The organism is Bacillus cereus group sp. MYBK220-1 (genome assembly GCF_051916445.1).
Lineage (GTDB): Bacteria > Bacillota > Bacilli > Bacillales > Bacillaceae_G > Bacillus_A > Bacillus_A cereus.
In genome coordinates this window covers 463711-482021 of the sequence record NZ_JBQAGQ010000004.1, presented here as the reverse complement: position 1 = coordinate 482021, position 18311 = coordinate 463711, and the positions used below count along the sequence as shown (strand labels likewise).

Here is an 18311-nt window from a genome sequence, read left to right as displayed (position 1 = left end):
CTCATTTCCTGCACATTATGCTCATTTCCGTTATAATGAGAATCGATATCATTAAAGTGTAGGAGGGGCTGCTTATGTCACAAGAAGCATTTGAAAATAAATTACTTGCCAATTTAGAGGCTGTTATTGACCCTGAACTAGGTGTTGATATCGTTAATCTTGGATTAGTTTATGATGTTACAGCAGATGAAAATAATAATGCTGTCATTACGATGACTATGACTTCTATCGGTTGTCCAATGGCTGGGCAAATCGTATCAGACGTTAAAAAAGTATTATCAACAAACGTACCTGAAGTTAATGAAATAGAAGTAAATGTCGTTTGGAATCCACCGTGGTCGAAAGAACGTATGTCACGTATGGCGAAAATCGCATTAGGTATTCGCGACTAAATAAAGTGGAAATTTCATCATTTGCGGATAGCGGGATAAAGAAAAGACCTGACTAGGATGTCAGGTCTTTTCTCTTATTATTTTACACCTACTGCATCATAAGCTTTCGTTACAGCTTGTACAGCTTTAGAGTTTTTACCATATAAATCTTCAGCTGACTGAAGAGCAGCTTGACGCATCATTTTGAAGTCAGAGTTTGCAGTTAAATATTTCGTAAGAGCACGGTAGTAAATTTTTTCTGTCGCTTCACGGCCCACACCAGTTACTTTCACGCCGTAATGATCTCCGCCTTCAGATACTAAATATGCAGCTTTATTGTTAATACTGCTGTTAATATGAACACCGCCATTATCAGCTGTTCCAGTATAACGTTTACTATAGTGATCTGGGTAACCCTCACTTGGTTTTAATGGATTTGGAATAGACGCTGGGTCTTTAAGAGAGCGAAGTGCATCACCAGGTTTATCAGGTGTATAAATATCAGCACCTAAATCCCAGCTCTTCTTCTCAACCATAACACCCATAATATCAGATAACGATTCATTTAACGCCCCTGACTCATTTTTGTAAACAAGGTTTGCTGTATGTTCAGTTACAGCATGCGTTAATTCGTGACCGATAACATCAAGTCCAGCAGATAATGGAATGAACGTTTTTCCATCGCCATCACCGTACATCATTTGCACACCATTCCAAGCTGCGTTATTCCAGCTCTCCCCTACGTGAACAGTTGAAATAAGTTTCGCACCTTTATCATCGAAAGAGTTACGATTAAATGTCTTTTTGTAGTAATCATATACTTTTCCTGCATTTACATGCGCATCAACTGCAGCTTTATCTTCGAAGAACTTAGATTTACTTTCAACTTCTTCTCCTGTATATCCAAGCCATTGTGAGAATAAATTAAACCAGTTCTCGTCCATATTTTCTGCATCAAATGTATGAACACCTTGTCCTCGTTTACCATCAAACAAGTTGAATTGTCCTGTTTTCGTATCTTGAGCAATTTCAAATGATTGTCTAGCACCTAATACTCCGTAACCAAATCCAGTAATGTTATCTACAGCGTTATATTTCTCAATAACATTTCCATTCGTTGCATCAACAAAATAATGCCAATACCCTGGAGCTGGTTTTGAAATCGATGCCTTAACTAAGTATGCAAGGTAGTAATTACCGTCTTTTTCATATACAAATAAATCTTTTTTCACACCATCATAACTCTTTACTTTACCAATTTCTTTCTCAATATCTGCCTTTGCAATTGTTTCTGCTTGTTCCGCAGTAATGCTTGCAGCTGCAGGAATATTTTTATCATCTAAATTCGGAATAACTTGTCCGAAGAATGCTTTTACATTATTCTCTTTATCAAGTGTAACAGTTTGATCAGAACCGTACACAGGAATGTTATTATGTTTCTCAACTAGCTTCACATGTGTCGTATCAGATTCAGCGTCTTTTTCTTCCCCAACGATATTAAAATGCTTTTCAATATTTCCTGCTAATTTAAACATATCTTTCTTACTCTCTAAGTATTGAAAGACTGTCTCTTTTTTATCTAGTCCTTCCGGTGCTTTCCATTCTTCACCTATGTATGCAGGTGTTTTAAATTCTTGATGATATTGAATTTTTTGTTCTTCCGCTTTCGTTGTCGTTGCCCCAAACGCTCCAAATCCCCCGGCGATAACAGTTAACGCTAATGCTGATGAAATGACTTGCTTTTTCACTATAACATTCCCCATTCCCATAAAGATTTTTGACACTTTTATACAATTCTTATTTTCCCAGCCGATACCTCTACCAAAAATTTGAGAAACATTTTTCAGACAATTCCAATCAAAAAAAGAGGACATCTATCGGATGTCCTCTTTTCTATAAACCTTTTATTGTTTTTTCAATTCAATTGCTAAATAGTGTGATTGCTCTTTCGCTTGAATGTGAATATCTTCTTCTACAGATTCTGCTGCATCCCGCATAACAAACGTTTCACCATTTATTACACTGCTTCCTTCAATTTGTACAAGGTACAATTGACGGCCTTCTTTCACTGGAAAATGAATTTCTTTTCCAGCCTCTAATGATAAAGAATATAAATTCGCATCTTGGTGAATTTGAATTGGTGCATTTCCTTCTACTGAAGATACCATATGGAACCATTCATCTTCACGCTTGCTCCAATCAAATTTAAACTCACCATAGTTTGGTTTATGATCTGCGCGGTCTGGTAAAATCCAAATTTGTAATAAACGCAGCGTTTCATCGCCTAAATTATGCTCGCTATGAAATACACCCGTGCCAGCACTCATATATTGAACATGTCCACGCTCAATTGTTCCGCGATTTCCCATGCTGTCTTCATGTGTTAAAGCACCATCTACAACGTAAGAAATAATCTCCATATCACGGTGCGGATGCATATCAAAACCAGTTTGCGCCGCTACTAGATCATCATTAATAACACGTAACGCTCCGAAGTTCATGTTATTTGGATTGTAGTAATTGGCAAAAGAAAAATGAAAATGTGTATTTAACCAACCATGATTTGCTCTGCCCATATTTTTATGATCAACTTTTCTAAACATATCCTTCACCTCATACTATCTCGAATTCGAGATTTTTTTTAAAATTTTTTCTTACTGTAACTTTTTTAGTAGTGTTAATAATTGCTTTTGTTCCTCTATGTTTAAATTATGAAACTTCTCTGCTTGGAACGTTTCTTGAGGTGGGACGATTTCCTCATATAAAGCTCTTCCCTTTTCTGTTAAAGAAATATATTTCGTAGTACCCTCTTGTTCACGCAAAATCCACTCAAGCTGCTCCATTTTATTTAAAAGCTGCGTTACATTTCCTTTCGTAACAAATAGCTTATTTCCAAGTTCTTGCTGCGTTAAACGATTATGTCCTCCAACTTGAGCTAACACATCAAACTGGGCGGCAGATATATTCCATTTTTTCAAATGCTGATTCGTCTCACGAATACTCTTATTATAAAAGCGTGACAAACGAAACCATAATAGTAGCCCTAGTCTATCTTCTGTTTTCATTTCATCACCTCGCTTGTTTCATATCATTAGTTTAGAACTAAACTTAATAAAAGTCAAATACTTATTTTTAATAAGTACAAAAAGCACAGCGCTATTTCTCCACTATGCTTTACATTAACTTTCTACTCTTATATTCATCTAATTTCCTCTCGGCGAACTTCCTCGCATCTTTTTCAATCCACCGCTCTTCGTACCGTTCACTTCCCACATACAATATATCTCTCTTATGCTGCATCGCATGGCGGAATTCATGCAGTAGCGTTTTGAGAACTTGATCATACTCTTCCCACATACAAACGAAAATTAACTGCTTTTCTTTATGATAAAAACCACCTACTGGGAATAGGAACTCTTCTTCCTCTTCCCCTAATGATAGAAGCACATCATTTGCATCACACGTATCACAAAAAATAACGGGCGTTTTACATACTCCAATAAGAGAAAACAAATCCTCTCTCAACTTTTTGACATCCCAAGGAAGCTCCGAATCCAACACATACCAATTCTCTACCTGTTGATATACATTTTGAAACTGGAGTTCCATTTCTCTTTATTCCCCTTTCCAAGCACCCTTTTTCTATATGTATGCCACAATATGGTAAATATTAAACGTATTCTTTCATCCTTGAAAAAATGCCAATAAAAAAGGAATCTACGTCGACATAGATTCCTTTTCTGTAATCACTTTTTTTTCATCATTTTTTTTAATACAAAATAACCAATTGCACAAACAATAGCAGCAAGTGCAAAGTATTTCACATATGGCCCCGCAACTTTATTAATACTTTCCCACTCTGTTCCTAATTTAAAACCTAAATATACAAACACAATTGACCACGGAATAACAGCTAATGTAGTTAGCGTAATAAACTTAGCATGTGACATTTTCGCAATACCCGCTGGTATCGAAATAGCATGACGCACAACCGGAATAAAACGTGCGGTAAAGATAACGCCAGTTCCATAACGATTAAACCAATCTTCAGCATAATCAATATGTTTCTTCTGAATTAAAATATATTTTCCATATCGCTCAAGAACAGGTCTTCCTCCATATCGACCAATCCAATAAATGAATAGTTGTGCAATTACACCACCAATTGTACCGAACGCGACAGCGCCCCAAAATGTAATGCTTCCTGTTGATACTAAATAACCTGCATAAGACAATACGATTTCACTTGGAATAACCTCTAGCATTAATCCAAGCATAATTCCCCAATAACCAAGTCCTTCTAAAAAAACTAAAACCGAATGGATCAACTCTCCTAACATCATGTACCTCTCTTTACTGTTTTCATTACAAAAATGAAAGTACAAGCAGGAAATATCTTGTACTTTTATTTTTTAAAATTTAGTTTAGTTAGTCTTCGTATCCCACTTAAAGATTTTATTTAAGAATTTATATACATTCTTCGACTCTTTTGTCAAAAGTGGGCCTAAAATGGATAGTATAAGCACGTATAGTGCTGAGAATGGTTTCAGTACTGACATTAAACCACCGGCGATACCGATATTAGCCATAATGATGGAGAACTCTCCTCTTGAAACGATTGTTAATCCGATATTTGTTGATGCTTTATGAGATAATCCAGCTTGTCTTCCTGCAATCATTCCTGCTACAAAGTTACCGATTATCGTAAGAAGGACAGCACCTAACGTTAACCATATCGCTCCGCCTAATGAGAACGGATCAATACTTAACCCGAAGCTGAAGAAGAAAATAGCTCCGAAAAAGTCTCTAAATGGAACAACAAGATGTTCAATTCGGTCACTATGCTCTGTCTCAGAGAAAACTAATCCTAGAAGAAGTGCTCCAATTGCTTCTGCAACGTGAATTGTTTCTGAAAAACCAGCAATGAAGAATAATGAAGCAAATACTACAATAATAAAGATTTCATCTGAGCTAATATTGAGCAATTTATTTAATAACGGCGTAGCCTTTCTAGCTACTATAAAGAATAGAAGCATATATCCTAAAGCAATTCCAATTGAAGTAAGGGCACCTAAGAAGGAAGCATGATCCCCAAGTACTAAACCAGAAACAACTGATAAATATACAGCAAGGAATATATCTTCAAACATAATAATTCCTAAAATTAATTCGGTTTCATTATTACCAGTTCTTCTTAAGTCCACTAACACTTTAGCAACGATAGCGCTAGAAGAAATCGTAATAATACCCGCAATAATTAAGATTTCTAGTAATGGGAATCCCATTATAAATCCGTATAACAAACCAAGTGAAAAGTTAATTAAAATATAAATCGTTCCGCCAATCGCAATAGAGCGTCCAGATTTAATTAGTTTTTTCATTGAAAATTCTAATCCTAGATAGAATAGAAGGAATAGAACCCCAATCCGTCCAAGGAAGGAAATTACACTTGCACTTTCAATAAATTTGAGATCGATAACACCTATTGTCGGTGCATGCGGCCCTACTAACATTCCAAGAACGATTAGAAAAGGAATTACTGAGAATTTAAATTTTCCAGCAATTACTGCTGCAATTGCCACTAAAACTAAAGCTGTACCAACTTCAAAAATTAACGTATCCATCTAATCAGTCCCCCCTATTTGAAAGTAATTCATTAATGATTTTTTTAATTTCTTCTCTCTCACCTGAAACTACAAGCATATCTCCTTCTTCAATTACTGTTTCTGGTCCTGGATTAAATAACTTCTTCATGTTCTTCTTCATAACCGCGATTATTGTTACGCTATATGTTTTTCTTATTTCAAGATCGCCAATTGTTTTTCCGATTGCTGGAGCTGTATTCTCCACTTTGAACCACTCAATCGCTAAACCTTCAAAAACCATCTCAACATTTTCTAACGCCCTAGGCTTATATACCATTCCACCTAATATTGCAGCGATTTGTCTCGCCTCTGAGTCACGTAGCGAAATACTTGAGATGCTTTCTTCATGATCTGAATCAAAATGATACATTTCTCTACGACCATCATCATGAATGACAATTACCATCTTTTCGTTACCTTTCGTAACGATTTGAAACTTATAACCAATACCTGGAAGTTCACTTTCTCTAATATTCATTTTTAGCTCCTCCATAACTTATTTATTTTAATTTTCTGTTTTTCTGTCTTTTATTCATCCAATCAACTTTAGAAATTCTAACCACTCAGGATATTTGTGATTTGGAAATCTTTTATTGTAATAATAAGTGGACCCTAAAAAGATACTTAAAGATGTAATGATAAAAAATATATTACTTCTCATTTTCAAACTCTCAAGGCTTACTTTCCATAAAGAATTTTCTTTCAAATTATCCCCACCTTCTCGCTTTAAATTTAGTTTTTTAAAATGTAAATAATTCTAAAAATATTACGATGTAACATAATCATAACACAAAAATGATTTAAGTAACATAATTTTTTAGAAAAATTGATTCTCGTATATTTTTTGCATATAATTTTCTTATTACGAAAAAAAGGAAGTGTATTATATGGTTGATATCTTTAGCAGATTCCTTGAGGTAACGAATAATATTTTATGGTCATATATTCTTATTGCAATGCTAATCGGCTTCGGTCTTTACTTCTCTTTTAAATTAAAATTTGTCCAAATTACTCATTTCAGTGAGATGGTCAGCTTAATTAGTAAAGGGTTTAATCGAAAAGAAAAAAAGAAAGATAGCATCTCACCATTCCAAGCATTTTGCTTAAGTGCAGCAGCACGTATCGGTATCGGAAACTTAGCTGGTGTAGCATTAGCAATTTCAATGGGTGGACCTGGCGCAATATTTTGGATGTGGTTTATCGCAATTATCGGAGCAGCTACTAGTTTTGTAGAATGTACACTTGCGCAAATTTATAAAGTAAAAGATGGAAGTAGGTTCCGTGGTGGACCAGCATATTACATGGAAAAAGGGTTAAACAAACGCTGGATGGGCGTCTGGTTTTCACTTCTTATTACAGTTGCGTACGGATTAATTTTCAATTCAGTGCAAGCAAATACAGTAACAATAGCGTTTGAAAATGCTTTTGGACTAGAGCGAACAATCGTAGGAGCTCTATTAGCCTTATTAGTTGCAGTTATTATTTTTGGTGGCATTAAGAGCATTTCACGTATTACAGAAATGATTGTTCCGCCAATGGCAATCGTTTATATCGGCGTGGCTATTTTTGTCGTTATTAACAACTTCAGTATGTTACCAAGCATTTTCATGGAAATCTTTAACGGTGCATTCGGTTTAGACCAAGCTATAGCTGGTGGTATTGGAGCAGCAATCAAGTTCGGAATTCAGCGCGGTTTATTCGCTACAGAAGCGGGAATGGGTAGTTCTCCTAATGCAGCCGCAACATCTGATGTATCTCACCCTGTAAAACAAGGGCTTGTTCAAGCGTTAGGCGTTTTCGTAGATACATTCTTAGTATGTACATCAACAGCATTTATCGTATTATGTTCTGGACTTTACAAAGGATCAAATTTAGAAGGCATCGAATTAACACAAAACGCATTAAGTTCACAAATTGGACCGTGGGCAAGCACTTTCTTAGCGATTATTATTTTCCTATTCGCTTTCAGTTCACTTCTAGGAAACTACTATTATGGTGAAACAAATATCGCATTCATTAAAGAAAGCAAAACATGGTTAATGATTTATCGTGTTGCAGTTGTCGGAATGGTATTCTTCGGATCAATCGCTGCTCTTAAAACAGTTTGGAGTTTAGCTGATTTATTCATGGGACTAATGGTATTCACAAACTTAATTGCCATCTCATTCCTTAGCAAATTTGCTTACGCTGCATTAGTAGACTATTTGAAGCAAAAGAAACAAGGCAAAGATCCTGTCTTCGTTGCAAACTCTATCCCTGGCTTAAAGAATACAGAGTGCTGGGATGGACAGGATATAGAAGAAAAACAAAAGGCTGTTTAACAAATAAAAGCGGAAGCGGCTCGTTTAGAACAAGAGCCATATCTCAAACAAAGGCCCTATTACTTCACCGTAATAGGGCCTTTTATTTACAACAGTTCATAATTTGTTCAAATTAATTCCAGCAAAAGGGTTGATTTATAGAGATTACTAGATTATAATAATTATAAATTAGTAATTGATATCACATAACAACTCAAAAGGAGATTGATCATAATGAACAAACAAGTAATCGAAGTATTAAACAAACAAGTAGCAGACTGGAGCGTTTTATTCACAAAACTTCACAACTTCCATTGGTATGTAAAAGGACCTCAATTCTTCACATTACACGAGAAATTCGAAGAACTTTACACAGAATCAGCTACTCACATCGATGAAATTGCAGAACGTATTTTAGCAATTGGCGGCAAACCAGTAGCAACAATGAAAGAATACTTAGAACTATCTTCTATTCAAGAAGCAGCATACGGAGAAACTGCAGAAGGGATGGTCGAAGCAATTATGAAAGACTACGAAATGATGCTAGTCGAACTGAAAAAAGGCATGGAAATCGCTCAAGACTCTGACGATGAAATGACATCTGACCTACTACTAGGTATCTACACAGAACTAGAAAAACACGCTTGGATGCTACGTGCGTTCTTGAATCAATAATAGACTTTAAAGCGGAAGCGGCTCGTTTAGAGTCGCTTTTTTATGTAATGGTCGCACTTAACGGTACACGAAATTATATCAACGATTTTTCAAATATATCGATCATAACTCGCAATATATCAACGATTTTTTCATTATATCGATCATTACCCGCAATATATCAACGATTTGACAAAGGATATCAATTTGCCGACAAATCACGACAATATCAGCGCCCCTCTCCCCTACTTTTATCAATATATTACAATCTCATCTATGTTAAAATATAGGAAACACCCTTTAGTATCATAGATCCAAAAAGCTTTTCCAAATTCATCATTTACTACTTAAATGACGGGAGTGGTTCAGTTGAAAGACTACTTAATTAGAGCATTTTTTGCGTTAATAACAGTTGGGATTCTCTTACTTATAGCTAATATTTTCAATATACGTGTCGAGGTTAAAGACTATGCTTTCCTCGTTGTCGTAGCAATTGGTGGCGGATGGGGTGGCTGGTACCTGTATAAAAAACAAAGCAATCAAAATGATAAAGGCATTCCAAAGTAATATGGAATGCCTCTTTTATTGCCTTCTGTAATAAATAATGAAATTCAGGCCACTAATACAACCAATCGCAATAAACATACAAAGCGATTGTGGATCTCCAGCCAAATTATACTCATCAACAATAAAGCCAATCATAAAGAGTGTTATCGCCGAAACACCGATACACAATATCGAAATAAACCAAAGCGAAAATTCATTAATTAGCTCTTTCTTCTGTGTTGAAACGATTAGCATAACAAGAATAGACGCTGCTAAAATACTTTTAAAAACAGGACGTAAATACACAAACTCCTCCATCAATTTCTCCTTTTCCAAAAAACATCATATCTCAACATTAACATATTTAACCAAATTAAAAACACATGCCATCTTAAATTAAAACGACATGTGTTTCCGTATTTGCTATGATAGTTGCTTCCACTTCGTTCCCAAAACAGGACGCTCATAATTTTGGATTGCATGAATTAGTTTATCTGCCGTCTCAGCTGAAACGATCAATTCTTTATTTGATGGATTCATAAATCCTTCTTCTGCTGCACGTTCAACCATTTGCAGAATTGGTCCGTAAAAACCTTTTATGTTTAATAAACCAACCGGCTTATTGTGTATACCAATTTGTGACCAACATACAACTTCAAATAGTTCTTCAAACGTTCCGTATCCGCCTGGAAGCGCAATAAAAGCATCTGCAAGCTCTGCCATTTTCGCTTTACGTTCATGCATCGTCTCTACTTCAATTAATTCTGTTAATCCTGTATGCACAATTTCTCCTCGGAATAGACCGCGTGGCATAACACCTGTTACACGTCCACCTAAACGAAGAACTTCGTTTGCTACTTCTCCCATTAATCCAACGCATGAACCACCGTATACGAGCTCATACTCGTTCTCAACAAACATTTTACCTAACTGAATTGCCTGCTCTTTGAATTCTGGTCTCTCCCCTAAATTAGAACCTGCAAACACACAAATCTTTCTCATTCCTACACCCCGAAACTATATATTGTTATGATACAATGAACATTGTACAACATATTGAGGAGATGAGGAAGAAATGGATATCGTTGCATTTCAAAGATGGGTTGAGGAATTTTACGAAAAACGAAGCTGGTCACAGTATAATGCCTTTATTCGCTTAAATTTCTTAACCGAGGAAGTTGGGGAAGTTTCACGAGTCGTTCGTGCTATTGAAATTGGCCGCGATCGCCCTGATGAAGAGGCGAAAACAGAAGAAGAGCTAAAACAAGAACTAAAAGAAGAACTTGGCGATGTACTATCTAACCTTATTATTCTTTCGCAAAAATATGATTTAGACTTACAAGACATTATGGACGCACACGTCACAAAGCTTTCGAAAAGGTTCGAAGTATCTAAATGAGAATATTATCAATTATGGTATAATATTCTTGTCACAATACTAAGGGGGATTTTATGTTATCAAAAAAATTGCACGACGCATTAAATGAACAAATGAACTTTGAATTTTATTCTGCCCATGCTTATATGGCAATGGCTGCTTACTGTACAGCTGAGAGCTATGATGGATTCGCTAACTTTTTCCTTGTACAAGCTGAAGAAGAACGTTTCCACGCAATGAAGCTTTACAACTATATTAATGACCGCGGAGAGCGCGCTATTATTACTGGATTTGATAATCCGAATAACGAATACGAATCTGTATTAAACGCTTTTGAAGTCGCACTTGAGCACGAGCGTGAAGTAACGAAACGTATTTATAACTTATCTGATATCGCTTGGGACGAGCGTGAACATGCAACAATTACATTCTTAAAATGGTTCGTTGACGAACAAGTTGAAGAAGAAGCTTCATTCGATAGCATCATTCAAAAATTAAAACGTATTACAAGCGATTCAAACGCACTGTTTATGCTAGATGCTGAATTAGAGAAACGTACATTTACGCCTCCAGCTGAATAATACTTTTAATCACCTTAATGAATGGATTAAGGTGATTTTTTAATTTGTTCTTTTCTAAGCTCAATAACCTTAGCCATATCCTTCTTATAAAGCCCTGCAACCTTTTCAACAAAATCACTATGAGTAAAAGTACCCTCTCCCTCTTCTACTATGTTTAAGTACCCATGTGTAAATTTCAAAAATGCTCTAGCATCTTCTCCAGTTAAATGATTAATGTTATCTATAACCTCATCAAGTTCCTTTAAAATACCCTGTTCTTTCAACCTAATTCCTCCTCTCTATATTATTTATCATACAAAAACAAAAAAGTCGTTCATCCCTCTAAGCGAGAGATAAACGACTTCTTTATTATTTATTAAAGCATAACCCCAACGATAATCGCTGATAATATACTTACTAACGTTGCACCGTATACAAGTTTTAAACCGAATGATGATACAACGTTTGCTTGTTTGCCATCGATACTCTTCGTTGCACCTGCGATAATTCCGATAGATGAGAAGTTCGCAAATGATACAAGGAAGATAGATAAAATACCTACTGTACGAGCTGATAAATCACCAGCTACTTTACCAAGATCAAGCATTGCAACGAATTCGTTCGTTACTAATTTTGTTGCCATAATTTGTCCTGCTTGTAGCATCTCTGATGTTGGAATACCCATTACAAATGCTAATGGTGAGAAAATGTATCCTAAAATGCTTTGGAATGTGATTCCGAAAATTGAATCAAATACACCGTTAATTGCTGTAATTAATGCTACGAAACCGATTAACATCGCCGCTACTGTTACAGCGATTGAAAAACCAAGCATAATATATTCGCCTAACATTTCAAAGAATGTTTGTTTCTTGTCTTCTTGTAATTCTAAAATATCGTCTTCTTCTTTTACTTCATATGGATTAATGATATGAACGATAATGAATCCACTGAATAAGTTTAATACAAGTGCTGTTACTACATATTTTGGATCAATCATTTTCATATAAGAACCGACGATTGACATCGATACTGTAGACATTGAAGATGCACAAAGTGTGTATAAACGATTTTTCGGTAATTTGCTTAGTTGATCTTTTACTGTAATGAATACTTCCCCTTGACCAACGATTGCAGCTGCTACCGCATTATATGATTCTAGTTTTCCTAAACCGTTAACTTTACTTAATAGGAAACCGACTGCACGAATGATAATCGGTAAAACTTTAATATGTTGCAGGATCCCGATTAATACTGCTAAGAAAATAATCGGTAATAATACTGTTAAGAAGAATGGTGCTTGTCCATCGTTTGCTAGACCACCAAATACGAAATTAACCCCAGCTTCCGCAAATTTTAAAATAGAACCAAATCCATCTGCAATCCCTTTTACTAATACAAATCCGACCTTTGTATTTAGTAAGAAATACGCAAGTACCAATTGAATAACAAGCATAAGTGCAATTGGTTTATATTTAATCTTCTTACGATCTGAACTGATAAGGAAACCTAGTACAAACACTACAAGTAAACCGACTAGAAACATTACGAACTTCATATGTGAATCCCCCACTTCTCCCACGAATTATTGGTCGTATAACGTATAACGAATGACGTCTGACCATTGTTGTTAAAAAAATTTAAAACCCCTAAAACTATTCAACTGTCATCTAAAATCAGTAAGCGTTTACATAAATTGCAATTTATAAAAGGTAGCTTCTTCTCTCCTACCATACTTGAAAGTCTGAAATTGATACCACCTACAAATCAAATTGTAAGCGTTATCTAGGTGAAATGCAATATAAATTTTAAAAGATTTTTATATGTTAATATATTCCTAATTAATTGGTTTTTTCATGCAAATTTACCATAAAAAAAATAGCCCTAGCTATGAGCTAGAGCCATCCTTTTTTTATAACATAACACCAACGATAATCGCTGATAGAATACTTACTAACGTCGCACCGTACACAAGGCGTAAACCGAATGATGATACAACATTTGATTGATTTTCATCGATACCTTTCGTTGCACCTGCGATAATTCCGATAGATGAGAAGTTCGCAAATGATACAAGGAATACAGAAAGAATACCAACCGTACGAGCCGATAAATCACCAGCTACTTTTCCAAGGTCAAGCATCGCAACAAACTCGTTTGATACTAATTTTGTTGCCATAATTTGTCCCGCTGTTACCATTTCTGCTTGCGGGATGCCCATTACGAATGCTAATGGTGAGAAAATATATCCTAAAATAGCTTGGAATGTAATACCGAACATTGTATCAAACAAGCTATTGATTGCTGTAATTAATGCTACGAAACCGAGTAACATAGCTGCTACTGTAATCGCAATCGTGAAACCAAGCATAATGTACTCGCTCAGCATTTCAAAGAATGATTGTTTTTTCTTATTTTCTAATTTCAGTGTATCTTCTTCTTCTGTAATATCGTACGGGTTAATAATATGAATGATAATGAAACCACTAAATAAATTTAATACAAGTGCTGTTACTACATATTTCGGTTCGACCATTTTCATATAAGAACCAACGATTGACATCGACACTGTCGACATAGAAGATGCACATAATGTATATAAACGATGTTTTGGGATTTTACTTAATTGATCTTTTACTGTAATAAATACTTCTGCTTGTCCAACAATGGCAGCTGCTACTGCGTTATATGATTCTAGTTTTCCTAGACCATTTACTTTACTTAACAACGTACCAATAGCACGAATAAATATCGGTAAAATTTTAAAGTGTTGCAGAATTCCGATTAAAACCGCAAAGAATACGATTGGTAATAACGCTGTTAAGAAGAATGAAACCTCTCCTTTATTAACAAGACCACCAAATACGAAAACGATTCCAGCTTCCGCATATCCAAGAAGTGCGCCAAATCCATCTGAAATTCCTTTTACTAAAATATAACCAACTTGCGTATTTAATAAGAAATAAGATAATGCTAGCTGAATAATAAGCATAATTGCGATTGGTTTATACTTAATCTTCTTTCGATCGGCACTTATAAGAAAACCGAGTACAAATACAACGAGTAATCCTACAAGGAACATAACAAACTTCATTAATAAAATCCTCCATTTAACTCTTCATTAACGTTGAACGTCTGACCATTCAAAACAAGAAATAATCCGAACTTTCCATTTCTCCTCCAAAATCTTCAATCGGATAGGAAAGATCATAAAACCTCTTATTTCAAAGGCATTTTCCATTCTAACATAAATCACAACTCATATCCGCACTTTTCTTAAAAAAATACATTTTATTACGAAACATTCATGAATGTTCGTCTTTTTCATTATAAAGCGAAACTTTAATGAGCAGGAGTTTCACTTCACACAAATAGCTGAACCAACAAAAAATGAGCATCAAGTTTCACTTGATGCTCACCTCATTATACTGCTTTTTCTTTATCAGCTACCGCTGGCTTATCCCAACACTCTGTATTGTTCAAACCTGGAATAGACTCCGCATAAAAGACTGGATCTTTCCCTTGTTTCTTTTGCTTAATATAATCTGATAAAGCTGCGAAAGCATACTTAGAAAGGAATACAATTGCTACTAAGTTAATAACAGCCATAATTCCCATAAATAAATCTGCTAAATCCCAAACGATTTGAATTGTCGCTACAGATCCTAGCATAACCATACCAAGTACAGCAATGCGGTATGCATTTAATAGCACTTTACTTCCATTTAAGAACTCAATATTTGTTTCACCATAGTAGTAGTTACCTACTAATGAACTAAATGCAAACAAGAAGATCGCAACTGCTACAAATATAGAAGCCCATGGACCGATATGTTGACTTAACGCCTGCTGCGTTAATTGAATTCCATTTAAATCAGCTGCATTATGCACGTCTGATAAAAGAATGATAAATGCTGTACAACTACAAATTAATAATGTATCTGTAAATACCCCTAAAGTTTGAATGAAACCTTGTTTAACTGGGTGCGTTACGTTTGCAGTCGCTGCTGCGTTCGGCGCACTCCCCATACCTGCTTCATTTGAGAATAACCCACGTTTTACCCCTAATAAAATCGCAGCTCCTAATCCTCCGCCTACTACTTCTTTAATTCCGAAAGCATGTAAGAAAATTTCTTTAAATACATATGGAATTGCCGTAATGTTTGTTACAACAACAAATAATGCCACTGCTACATAAATAATTGCCATTACTGGAACAATCATTTCAACCGCGCGAGCAATTCGTTTTACTCCGCCGAAAATAATAACTGCAAGTAAACCAGCCATAACAAGACCTACTAATCTGCTATCTGTTTTAAATGCACCATCAAAGGCAGCTGCTACAGTATTAGACTGTACAGCGTTAAAAATCAATCCGAAACTTACTGTTATTAGAACAGAGAACACAACACCTAACCAGCGTTTATTTAAACCCTTTTCCATATAATACGCTGGGCCCCCACGGAATGCATTCCCATCTTTTACTTTATAAATTTGCGCTAATGTGCTCTCTACAAATGCAGAAGCACCCCCAATTACCGCGATTAACCACATCCAAAATACTGCTCCTGGTCCACCTGCTGAGATTGCAATAGCTACACCAGCTAAGTTACCAGTACCTACACGAGAAGCTGTACTCATACAAAATGCTTGGAATGACGATACACCGCTCTTCTCTTTTTGCGCTTTCCTCGTTTTCGAGCTTGCTCCATCCCCAAGCAAACGAATCATTTCACCGAAGTAACGAACTTGGACAAATTTCACACGAAATGAAAAATAGAGCCCTAACCCAATTAACATCGCAATAATGACATATGACCAAAGGATATTATTTACATCCCCAATTACCCTAGCTAAAAAATCCATATTTGTATTGCCCCCTCTTCCTAACAATAAGAAAATTATATTCTAAAAACTTTAAGTAATCAAGAACTTTATGTAAGGTTTTATGACATGAGTATGTTAATTCTCTTAACATACGTGTTTTTTTCATAAAAATATAGCTATTACATGCATTTATCCAATACTCAATCACTTATCCTCTTCGACCAGTCATACTTTTAAAATAGTACGTTCCCCATAAATAACGAGAGAAACAAACAAAAAAAGTTATATTGATAATTACCTCTCACCCTTTTCATCATTTACTACAACAAAAAAGGCGAGCATCGAATTTGCCTCGATGCTCGCCTTTTCATTTACACTGCTTTTTCTTTATCTGTTACCACTGACTTATCCCAGCACTCTGTATTCGTTAAACCAGGAATAGAATCTGCACTGAAGACTGGATCTTTTCCTTGTTTCTTTTGCCTTACATAGTCTGCTAATGCTGCATACGCAAATCGGCCAAGAAGTGTAATCGCAATTAAGTTCGTGATTACCATTAGACCCATAAATAAGTCTGCCATATTCCATACAACTTGAAGCGTCGCAACAGAACCGAATAATACCATTCCAACTACCGCAATACGGTAAATTGTTAACCACGTTTTGCTTTGCTTAATGAATTCAATATTTGTTTCACCATAATAGTAGTTTCCTAGAAGTGAACTAAATGCAAATAAGAAAATAATAATCGCTAAGAAACTGCTCGCCCATGGGCCAATTTGTGAACTTAATGCATTTTGTGTTAATTCAATACCTTCTAAATTCGTTGCTTTATATGCACCAGAACATAGTACGATAAACGCTGTTGATGTACATACTAAGAATGTATCTACTAATACTCCAATTGTTTGAATAAAACCTTGTTTCGCTGGATGCGTTACATCAGCTGTTGCTGCCGCGTTCGGCGCACTACCCATACCTGCTTCGTTCGCAAATAATCCGCGCTGAATACCATATTTCATCGCAGCACCGATACCGCCACCTACAGCTGAATCTAAACCGAATGCACCTTTAAAGATTTCCGTAAACACATCTGGTATTAAATAGAAGTTTTTAATGACAACAAAAATAGCTACTGCAATATAAATAAGCGCCATTGGCGGAACAATCATTTCCGACATACGTGCAATACTTTTTACACCACCAAAAATAATAACCCCAACTAATGCAGCTAATACAATACCAACAATATAACGCTCTAAGCCAAATGCATTTTCAAACGCTAATGTTACTGTATTTGCTTGTACTGAGTTGAAAATTAAACCGTAACTAATTGTAATCAGAATAGAGAACCAAATCCCCATCCAACGTTTATTTAAACCTTTTTCCATATAATAAGCAGGACCACCGCGGAAGCCACTGCCATCTTTTATTTTATAAATTTGCGCAAGCGTACTTTCTACGAAACTTGAAGACGCACCGATAATCGCAATAACCCACATCCAAAATACAGCTCCAGGTCCTCCCATAGAAATAGCTAACGCTACACCAGCTAAGTTCCCGATACCAATACGAGCTGCAGAACTCATACAAAATGCTTGGAACGATGATACGCTGCCCTTTTTACGTGTCTTGCCAGTTAGTCCATCACTCATTAAACGAATCATTTCCCCTAAATGAGTAAGTTGTACGAATTTTAATTTAATAGAAAAATAAAGCCCTAAACCAATTAACATTGCAATAAGAATATATGACCAAAGAATTGTATTCGTTGATGAAATAAATTGCTCTAAAATATTCATACAATTAACCCCCTCCTTTTCTCCATAAAACGAATTATATTTAAAAAACATTCAAAAATCAACATTTTTCGACAATTTGCAATTTCCAAATATTAGCCAGGTTCACAGTAACAATATCTTTATGACTGACTACCCTCCCTCTAACTGTGCATACTAAAACAAAAACTAAATTCACAAACAACCCTATTGACAAAAATACCAACCTGTAACTATAATGATTACAACAGG

The 18311-nt window shown here is 35.6% G+C and carries 20 protein-coding genes; 6 read left to right on the top strand and 14 right to left on the bottom strand.

Annotation, left to right across the window (positions count from 1 at the left end; genetic code table 11):
* Positions 1-74: 74 nt before the first annotated feature.
* Positions 75-392: a metal-sulfur cluster assembly factor gene (locus ACTFRU_RS19845; protein WP_000076422.1), complete on the top strand. Its 318-nt coding sequence runs from the start codon at positions 75-77 to the stop codon at positions 390-392.
* 77 nt (positions 393-469) lie between these two features.
* Here ACTFRU_RS19845 and nprB read toward each other — a convergent pair whose 3' ends face one another.
* From nprB to ACTFRU_RS19810, 7 genes are all read right to left on the bottom strand, one after another.
* Positions 470-2119, bottom strand: coding sequence for a neutral protease NprB (gene nprB, locus ACTFRU_RS19840; RefSeq protein WP_000745123.1), 1650 nt, complete (start codon positions 2117-2119; stop codon positions 470-472).
* Positions 2120-2275: 156 nt separating this feature from the next.
* Positions 2276-2974 (bottom strand): pirin family protein, encoded by a 699-nt coding sequence (locus tag ACTFRU_RS19835; RefSeq protein WP_000488927.1) that lies wholly within the window; start codon positions 2972-2974, stop codon positions 2276-2278.
* 51 nt (positions 2975-3025) lie between these two features.
* The gene (locus tag ACTFRU_RS19830; protein ID WP_000845467.1) at positions 3026-3436 is read right to left on the bottom strand and encodes a MarR family winged helix-turn-helix transcriptional regulator; all 411 of its coding nucleotides are present in this window, start codon (positions 3434-3436) and stop codon (positions 3026-3028) included.
* Positions 3437-3545: 109 nt separating this feature from the next.
* Positions 3546-3980, bottom strand: a complete 435-nt coding sequence (locus ACTFRU_RS19825) for a DUF3920 family protein (protein ID WP_000422806.1) — start codon at positions 3978-3980, stop codon at positions 3546-3548.
* Positions 3981-4117: 137 nt separating this feature from the next.
* Positions 4118-4711: a DedA family protein gene (locus ACTFRU_RS19820; RefSeq protein WP_000900214.1), complete on the bottom strand. Its 594-nt coding sequence runs from the start codon at positions 4709-4711 to the stop codon at positions 4118-4120.
* Between the two features lie 84 nt (positions 4712-4795).
* Positions 4796-5995, bottom strand: a complete 1200-nt coding sequence (locus ACTFRU_RS19815; RefSeq protein ID WP_000380223.1) for a cation:proton antiporter — start codon at positions 5993-5995, stop codon at positions 4796-4798.
* A 4-nt stretch (positions 5996-5999) separates the two neighbouring features.
* A complete protein-coding gene (locus tag ACTFRU_RS19810; RefSeq protein ID WP_001026075.1) occupies positions 6000-6494 on the bottom strand; it encodes a cation:proton antiporter regulatory subunit in 495 nt (164 codons plus the stop codon).
* 409 nt (positions 6495-6903) lie between these two features.
* Between ACTFRU_RS19810 and ACTFRU_RS19805 the strand changes: the two genes are divergently transcribed.
* The 3 genes from ACTFRU_RS19805 (at position 6904) to ACTFRU_RS19795 (ending at position 9537) form a co-directional block, all read left to right on the top strand.
* Entirely contained in the window at positions 6904-8337 is a 1434-nt protein-coding gene (locus ACTFRU_RS19805; RefSeq protein ID WP_173631443.1) for an alanine/glycine:cation symporter family protein, read from the top strand.
* A gap of 213 nt (positions 8338-8550) precedes the next feature.
* Positions 8551-8991, top strand: coding sequence for a Dps family protein (locus ACTFRU_RS19800; RefSeq protein ID WP_001041895.1), 441 nt, complete (start codon positions 8551-8553; stop codon positions 8989-8991).
* Between the two features lie 348 nt (positions 8992-9339).
* Entirely contained in the window at positions 9340-9537 is a 198-nt protein-coding gene (locus ACTFRU_RS19795; protein WP_000656312.1) for a hypothetical protein, read from the top strand.
* Positions 9538-9552: 15 nt separating this feature from the next.
* Here the strand turns inward: ACTFRU_RS19795 and ACTFRU_RS19790 are convergent, their stop codons facing one another.
* Together ACTFRU_RS19790 and ACTFRU_RS19785 are read right to left on the bottom strand one after the other, a co-directional pair.
* Entirely contained in the window at positions 9553-9834 is a 282-nt protein-coding gene (locus ACTFRU_RS19790) for a hypothetical protein (protein ID WP_078401324.1), read from the bottom strand.
* A gap of 105 nt (positions 9835-9939) precedes the next feature.
* Complete coding sequence (locus tag ACTFRU_RS19785) at positions 9940-10503, bottom strand: TIGR00730 family Rossman fold protein (RefSeq protein WP_002094193.1); 564 nt, start codon at positions 10501-10503, stop codon at positions 9940-9942.
* An 88-nt stretch (positions 10504-10591) separates the two neighbouring features.
* Here ACTFRU_RS19785 and ACTFRU_RS19780 point away from each other — a divergent pair, with 88 nt between their 5' ends.
* Positions 10592-10915, top strand: a complete 324-nt coding sequence (locus ACTFRU_RS19780; RefSeq protein WP_000355758.1) for a MazG nucleotide pyrophosphohydrolase domain-containing protein — start codon at positions 10592-10594, stop codon at positions 10913-10915.
* 53 nt (positions 10916-10968) lie between these two features.
* Positions 10969-11475 (top strand): ferritin, encoded by a 507-nt coding sequence (locus ACTFRU_RS19775; RefSeq protein ID WP_000949403.1) that lies wholly within the window; start codon positions 10969-10971, stop codon positions 11473-11475.
* A gap of 26 nt (positions 11476-11501) precedes the next feature.
* On the opposite strand, the gene ACTFRU_RS19770 is transcribed toward ACTFRU_RS19775, so the two are convergent.
* The 5 genes from ACTFRU_RS19770 to ACTFRU_RS19750 all read right to left on the bottom strand — a co-directional run bounded on the left by ACTFRU_RS19770 (position 11502) and on the right by ACTFRU_RS19750 (position 18083).
* Positions 11502-11738 carry a hypothetical protein gene (locus ACTFRU_RS19770; RefSeq protein ID WP_000662911.1) on the bottom strand — a complete coding sequence of 79 codons (237 nt, stop codon included), beginning with the start codon at positions 11736-11738 and terminating at the stop codon, positions 11502-11504.
* 92 nt (positions 11739-11830) lie between these two features.
* Positions 11831-13012, bottom strand: coding sequence for a NupC/NupG family nucleoside CNT transporter (locus tag ACTFRU_RS19765; RefSeq protein WP_053563400.1), 1182 nt, complete (start codon positions 13010-13012; stop codon positions 11831-11833).
* A gap of 354 nt (positions 13013-13366) precedes the next feature.
* A complete protein-coding gene (locus ACTFRU_RS19760) occupies positions 13367-14548 on the bottom strand; it encodes a NupC/NupG family nucleoside CNT transporter (RefSeq protein ID WP_440037778.1) in 1182 nt (393 codons plus the stop codon).
* A gap of 329 nt (positions 14549-14877) precedes the next feature.
* The gene (locus tag ACTFRU_RS19755; protein ID WP_000346413.1) at positions 14878-16320 is read right to left on the bottom strand and encodes an alanine/glycine:cation symporter family protein; all 1443 of its coding nucleotides are present in this window, start codon (positions 16318-16320) and stop codon (positions 14878-14880) included.
* Between the two features lie 332 nt (positions 16321-16652).
* Positions 16653-18083, bottom strand: coding sequence for an alanine/glycine:cation symporter family protein (locus tag ACTFRU_RS19750; RefSeq protein WP_440037777.1), 1431 nt, complete (start codon positions 18081-18083; stop codon positions 16653-16655).
* Positions 18084-18311: the final 228 nt, after the last annotated feature.

What these genes read in the sequence shown, in the direction of transcription:
- ACTFRU_RS19805 (WP_173631443.1), top strand. Translation starts at nt 6,904, where the DNA reads ATGGTTGATATCTTTAGCAGATTCCTTGAGGTAACGAATAATATTTTA.
- ACTFRU_RS19790 (WP_078401324.1), bottom strand. Translation starts at nt 9,834, where the DNA reads ATGGAGGAGTTTGTGTATTTACGTCCTGTTTTTAAAAGTATTTTAGCA.
- ACTFRU_RS19845 (WP_000076422.1), top strand. Translation starts at nt 75, where the DNA reads ATGTCACAAGAAGCATTTGAAAATAAATTACTTGCCAATTTAGAGGCT.
- ACTFRU_RS19815 (WP_000380223.1), bottom strand. Translation starts at nt 5,995, where the DNA reads ATGGATACGTTAATTTTTGAAGTTGGTACAGCTTTAGTTTTAGTGGCA.
- ACTFRU_RS19835 (WP_000488927.1), bottom strand. Translation starts at nt 2,974, where the DNA reads ATGTTTAGAAAAGTTGATCATAAAAATATGGGCAGAGCAAATCATGGT.
- ACTFRU_RS19825 (WP_000422806.1), bottom strand. Translation starts at nt 3,980, where the DNA reads ATGGAACTCCAGTTTCAAAATGTATATCAACAGGTAGAGAATTGGTAT.
- ACTFRU_RS19755 (WP_000346413.1), bottom strand. Translation starts at nt 16,320, where the DNA reads ATGGATTTTTTAGCTAGGGTAATTGGGGATGTAAATAATATCCTTTGG.
- ACTFRU_RS19760 (WP_440037778.1), bottom strand. Translation starts at nt 14,548, where the DNA reads ATGAAGTTTGTTATGTTCCTTGTAGGATTACTCGTTGTATTTGTACTC.
- ACTFRU_RS19820 (WP_000900214.1), bottom strand. Translation starts at nt 4,711, where the DNA reads ATGTTAGGAGAGTTGATCCATTCGGTTTTAGTTTTTTTAGAAGGACTT.
- ACTFRU_RS19800 (WP_001041895.1), top strand. Translation starts at nt 8,551, where the DNA reads ATGAACAAACAAGTAATCGAAGTATTAAACAAACAAGTAGCAGACTGG.
- ACTFRU_RS19830 (WP_000845467.1), bottom strand. Translation starts at nt 3,436, where the DNA reads ATGAAAACAGAAGATAGACTAGGGCTACTATTATGGTTTCGTTTGTCA.
- ACTFRU_RS19765 (WP_053563400.1), bottom strand. Translation starts at nt 13,012, where the DNA reads ATGAAGTTCGTAATGTTTCTAGTCGGTTTACTTGTAGTGTTTGTACTA.
- ACTFRU_RS19780 (WP_000355758.1), top strand. Translation starts at nt 10,592, where the DNA reads ATGGATATCGTTGCATTTCAAAGATGGGTTGAGGAATTTTACGAAAAA.
- ACTFRU_RS19750 (WP_440037777.1), bottom strand. Translation starts at nt 18,083, where the DNA reads ATGAATATTTTAGAGCAATTTATTTCATCAACGAATACAATTCTTTGG.
- ACTFRU_RS19810 (WP_001026075.1), bottom strand. Translation starts at nt 6,494, where the DNA reads ATGAATATTAGAGAAAGTGAACTTCCAGGTATTGGTTATAAGTTTCAA.
- ACTFRU_RS19775 (WP_000949403.1), top strand. Translation starts at nt 10,969, where the DNA reads ATGTTATCAAAAAAATTGCACGACGCATTAAATGAACAAATGAACTTT.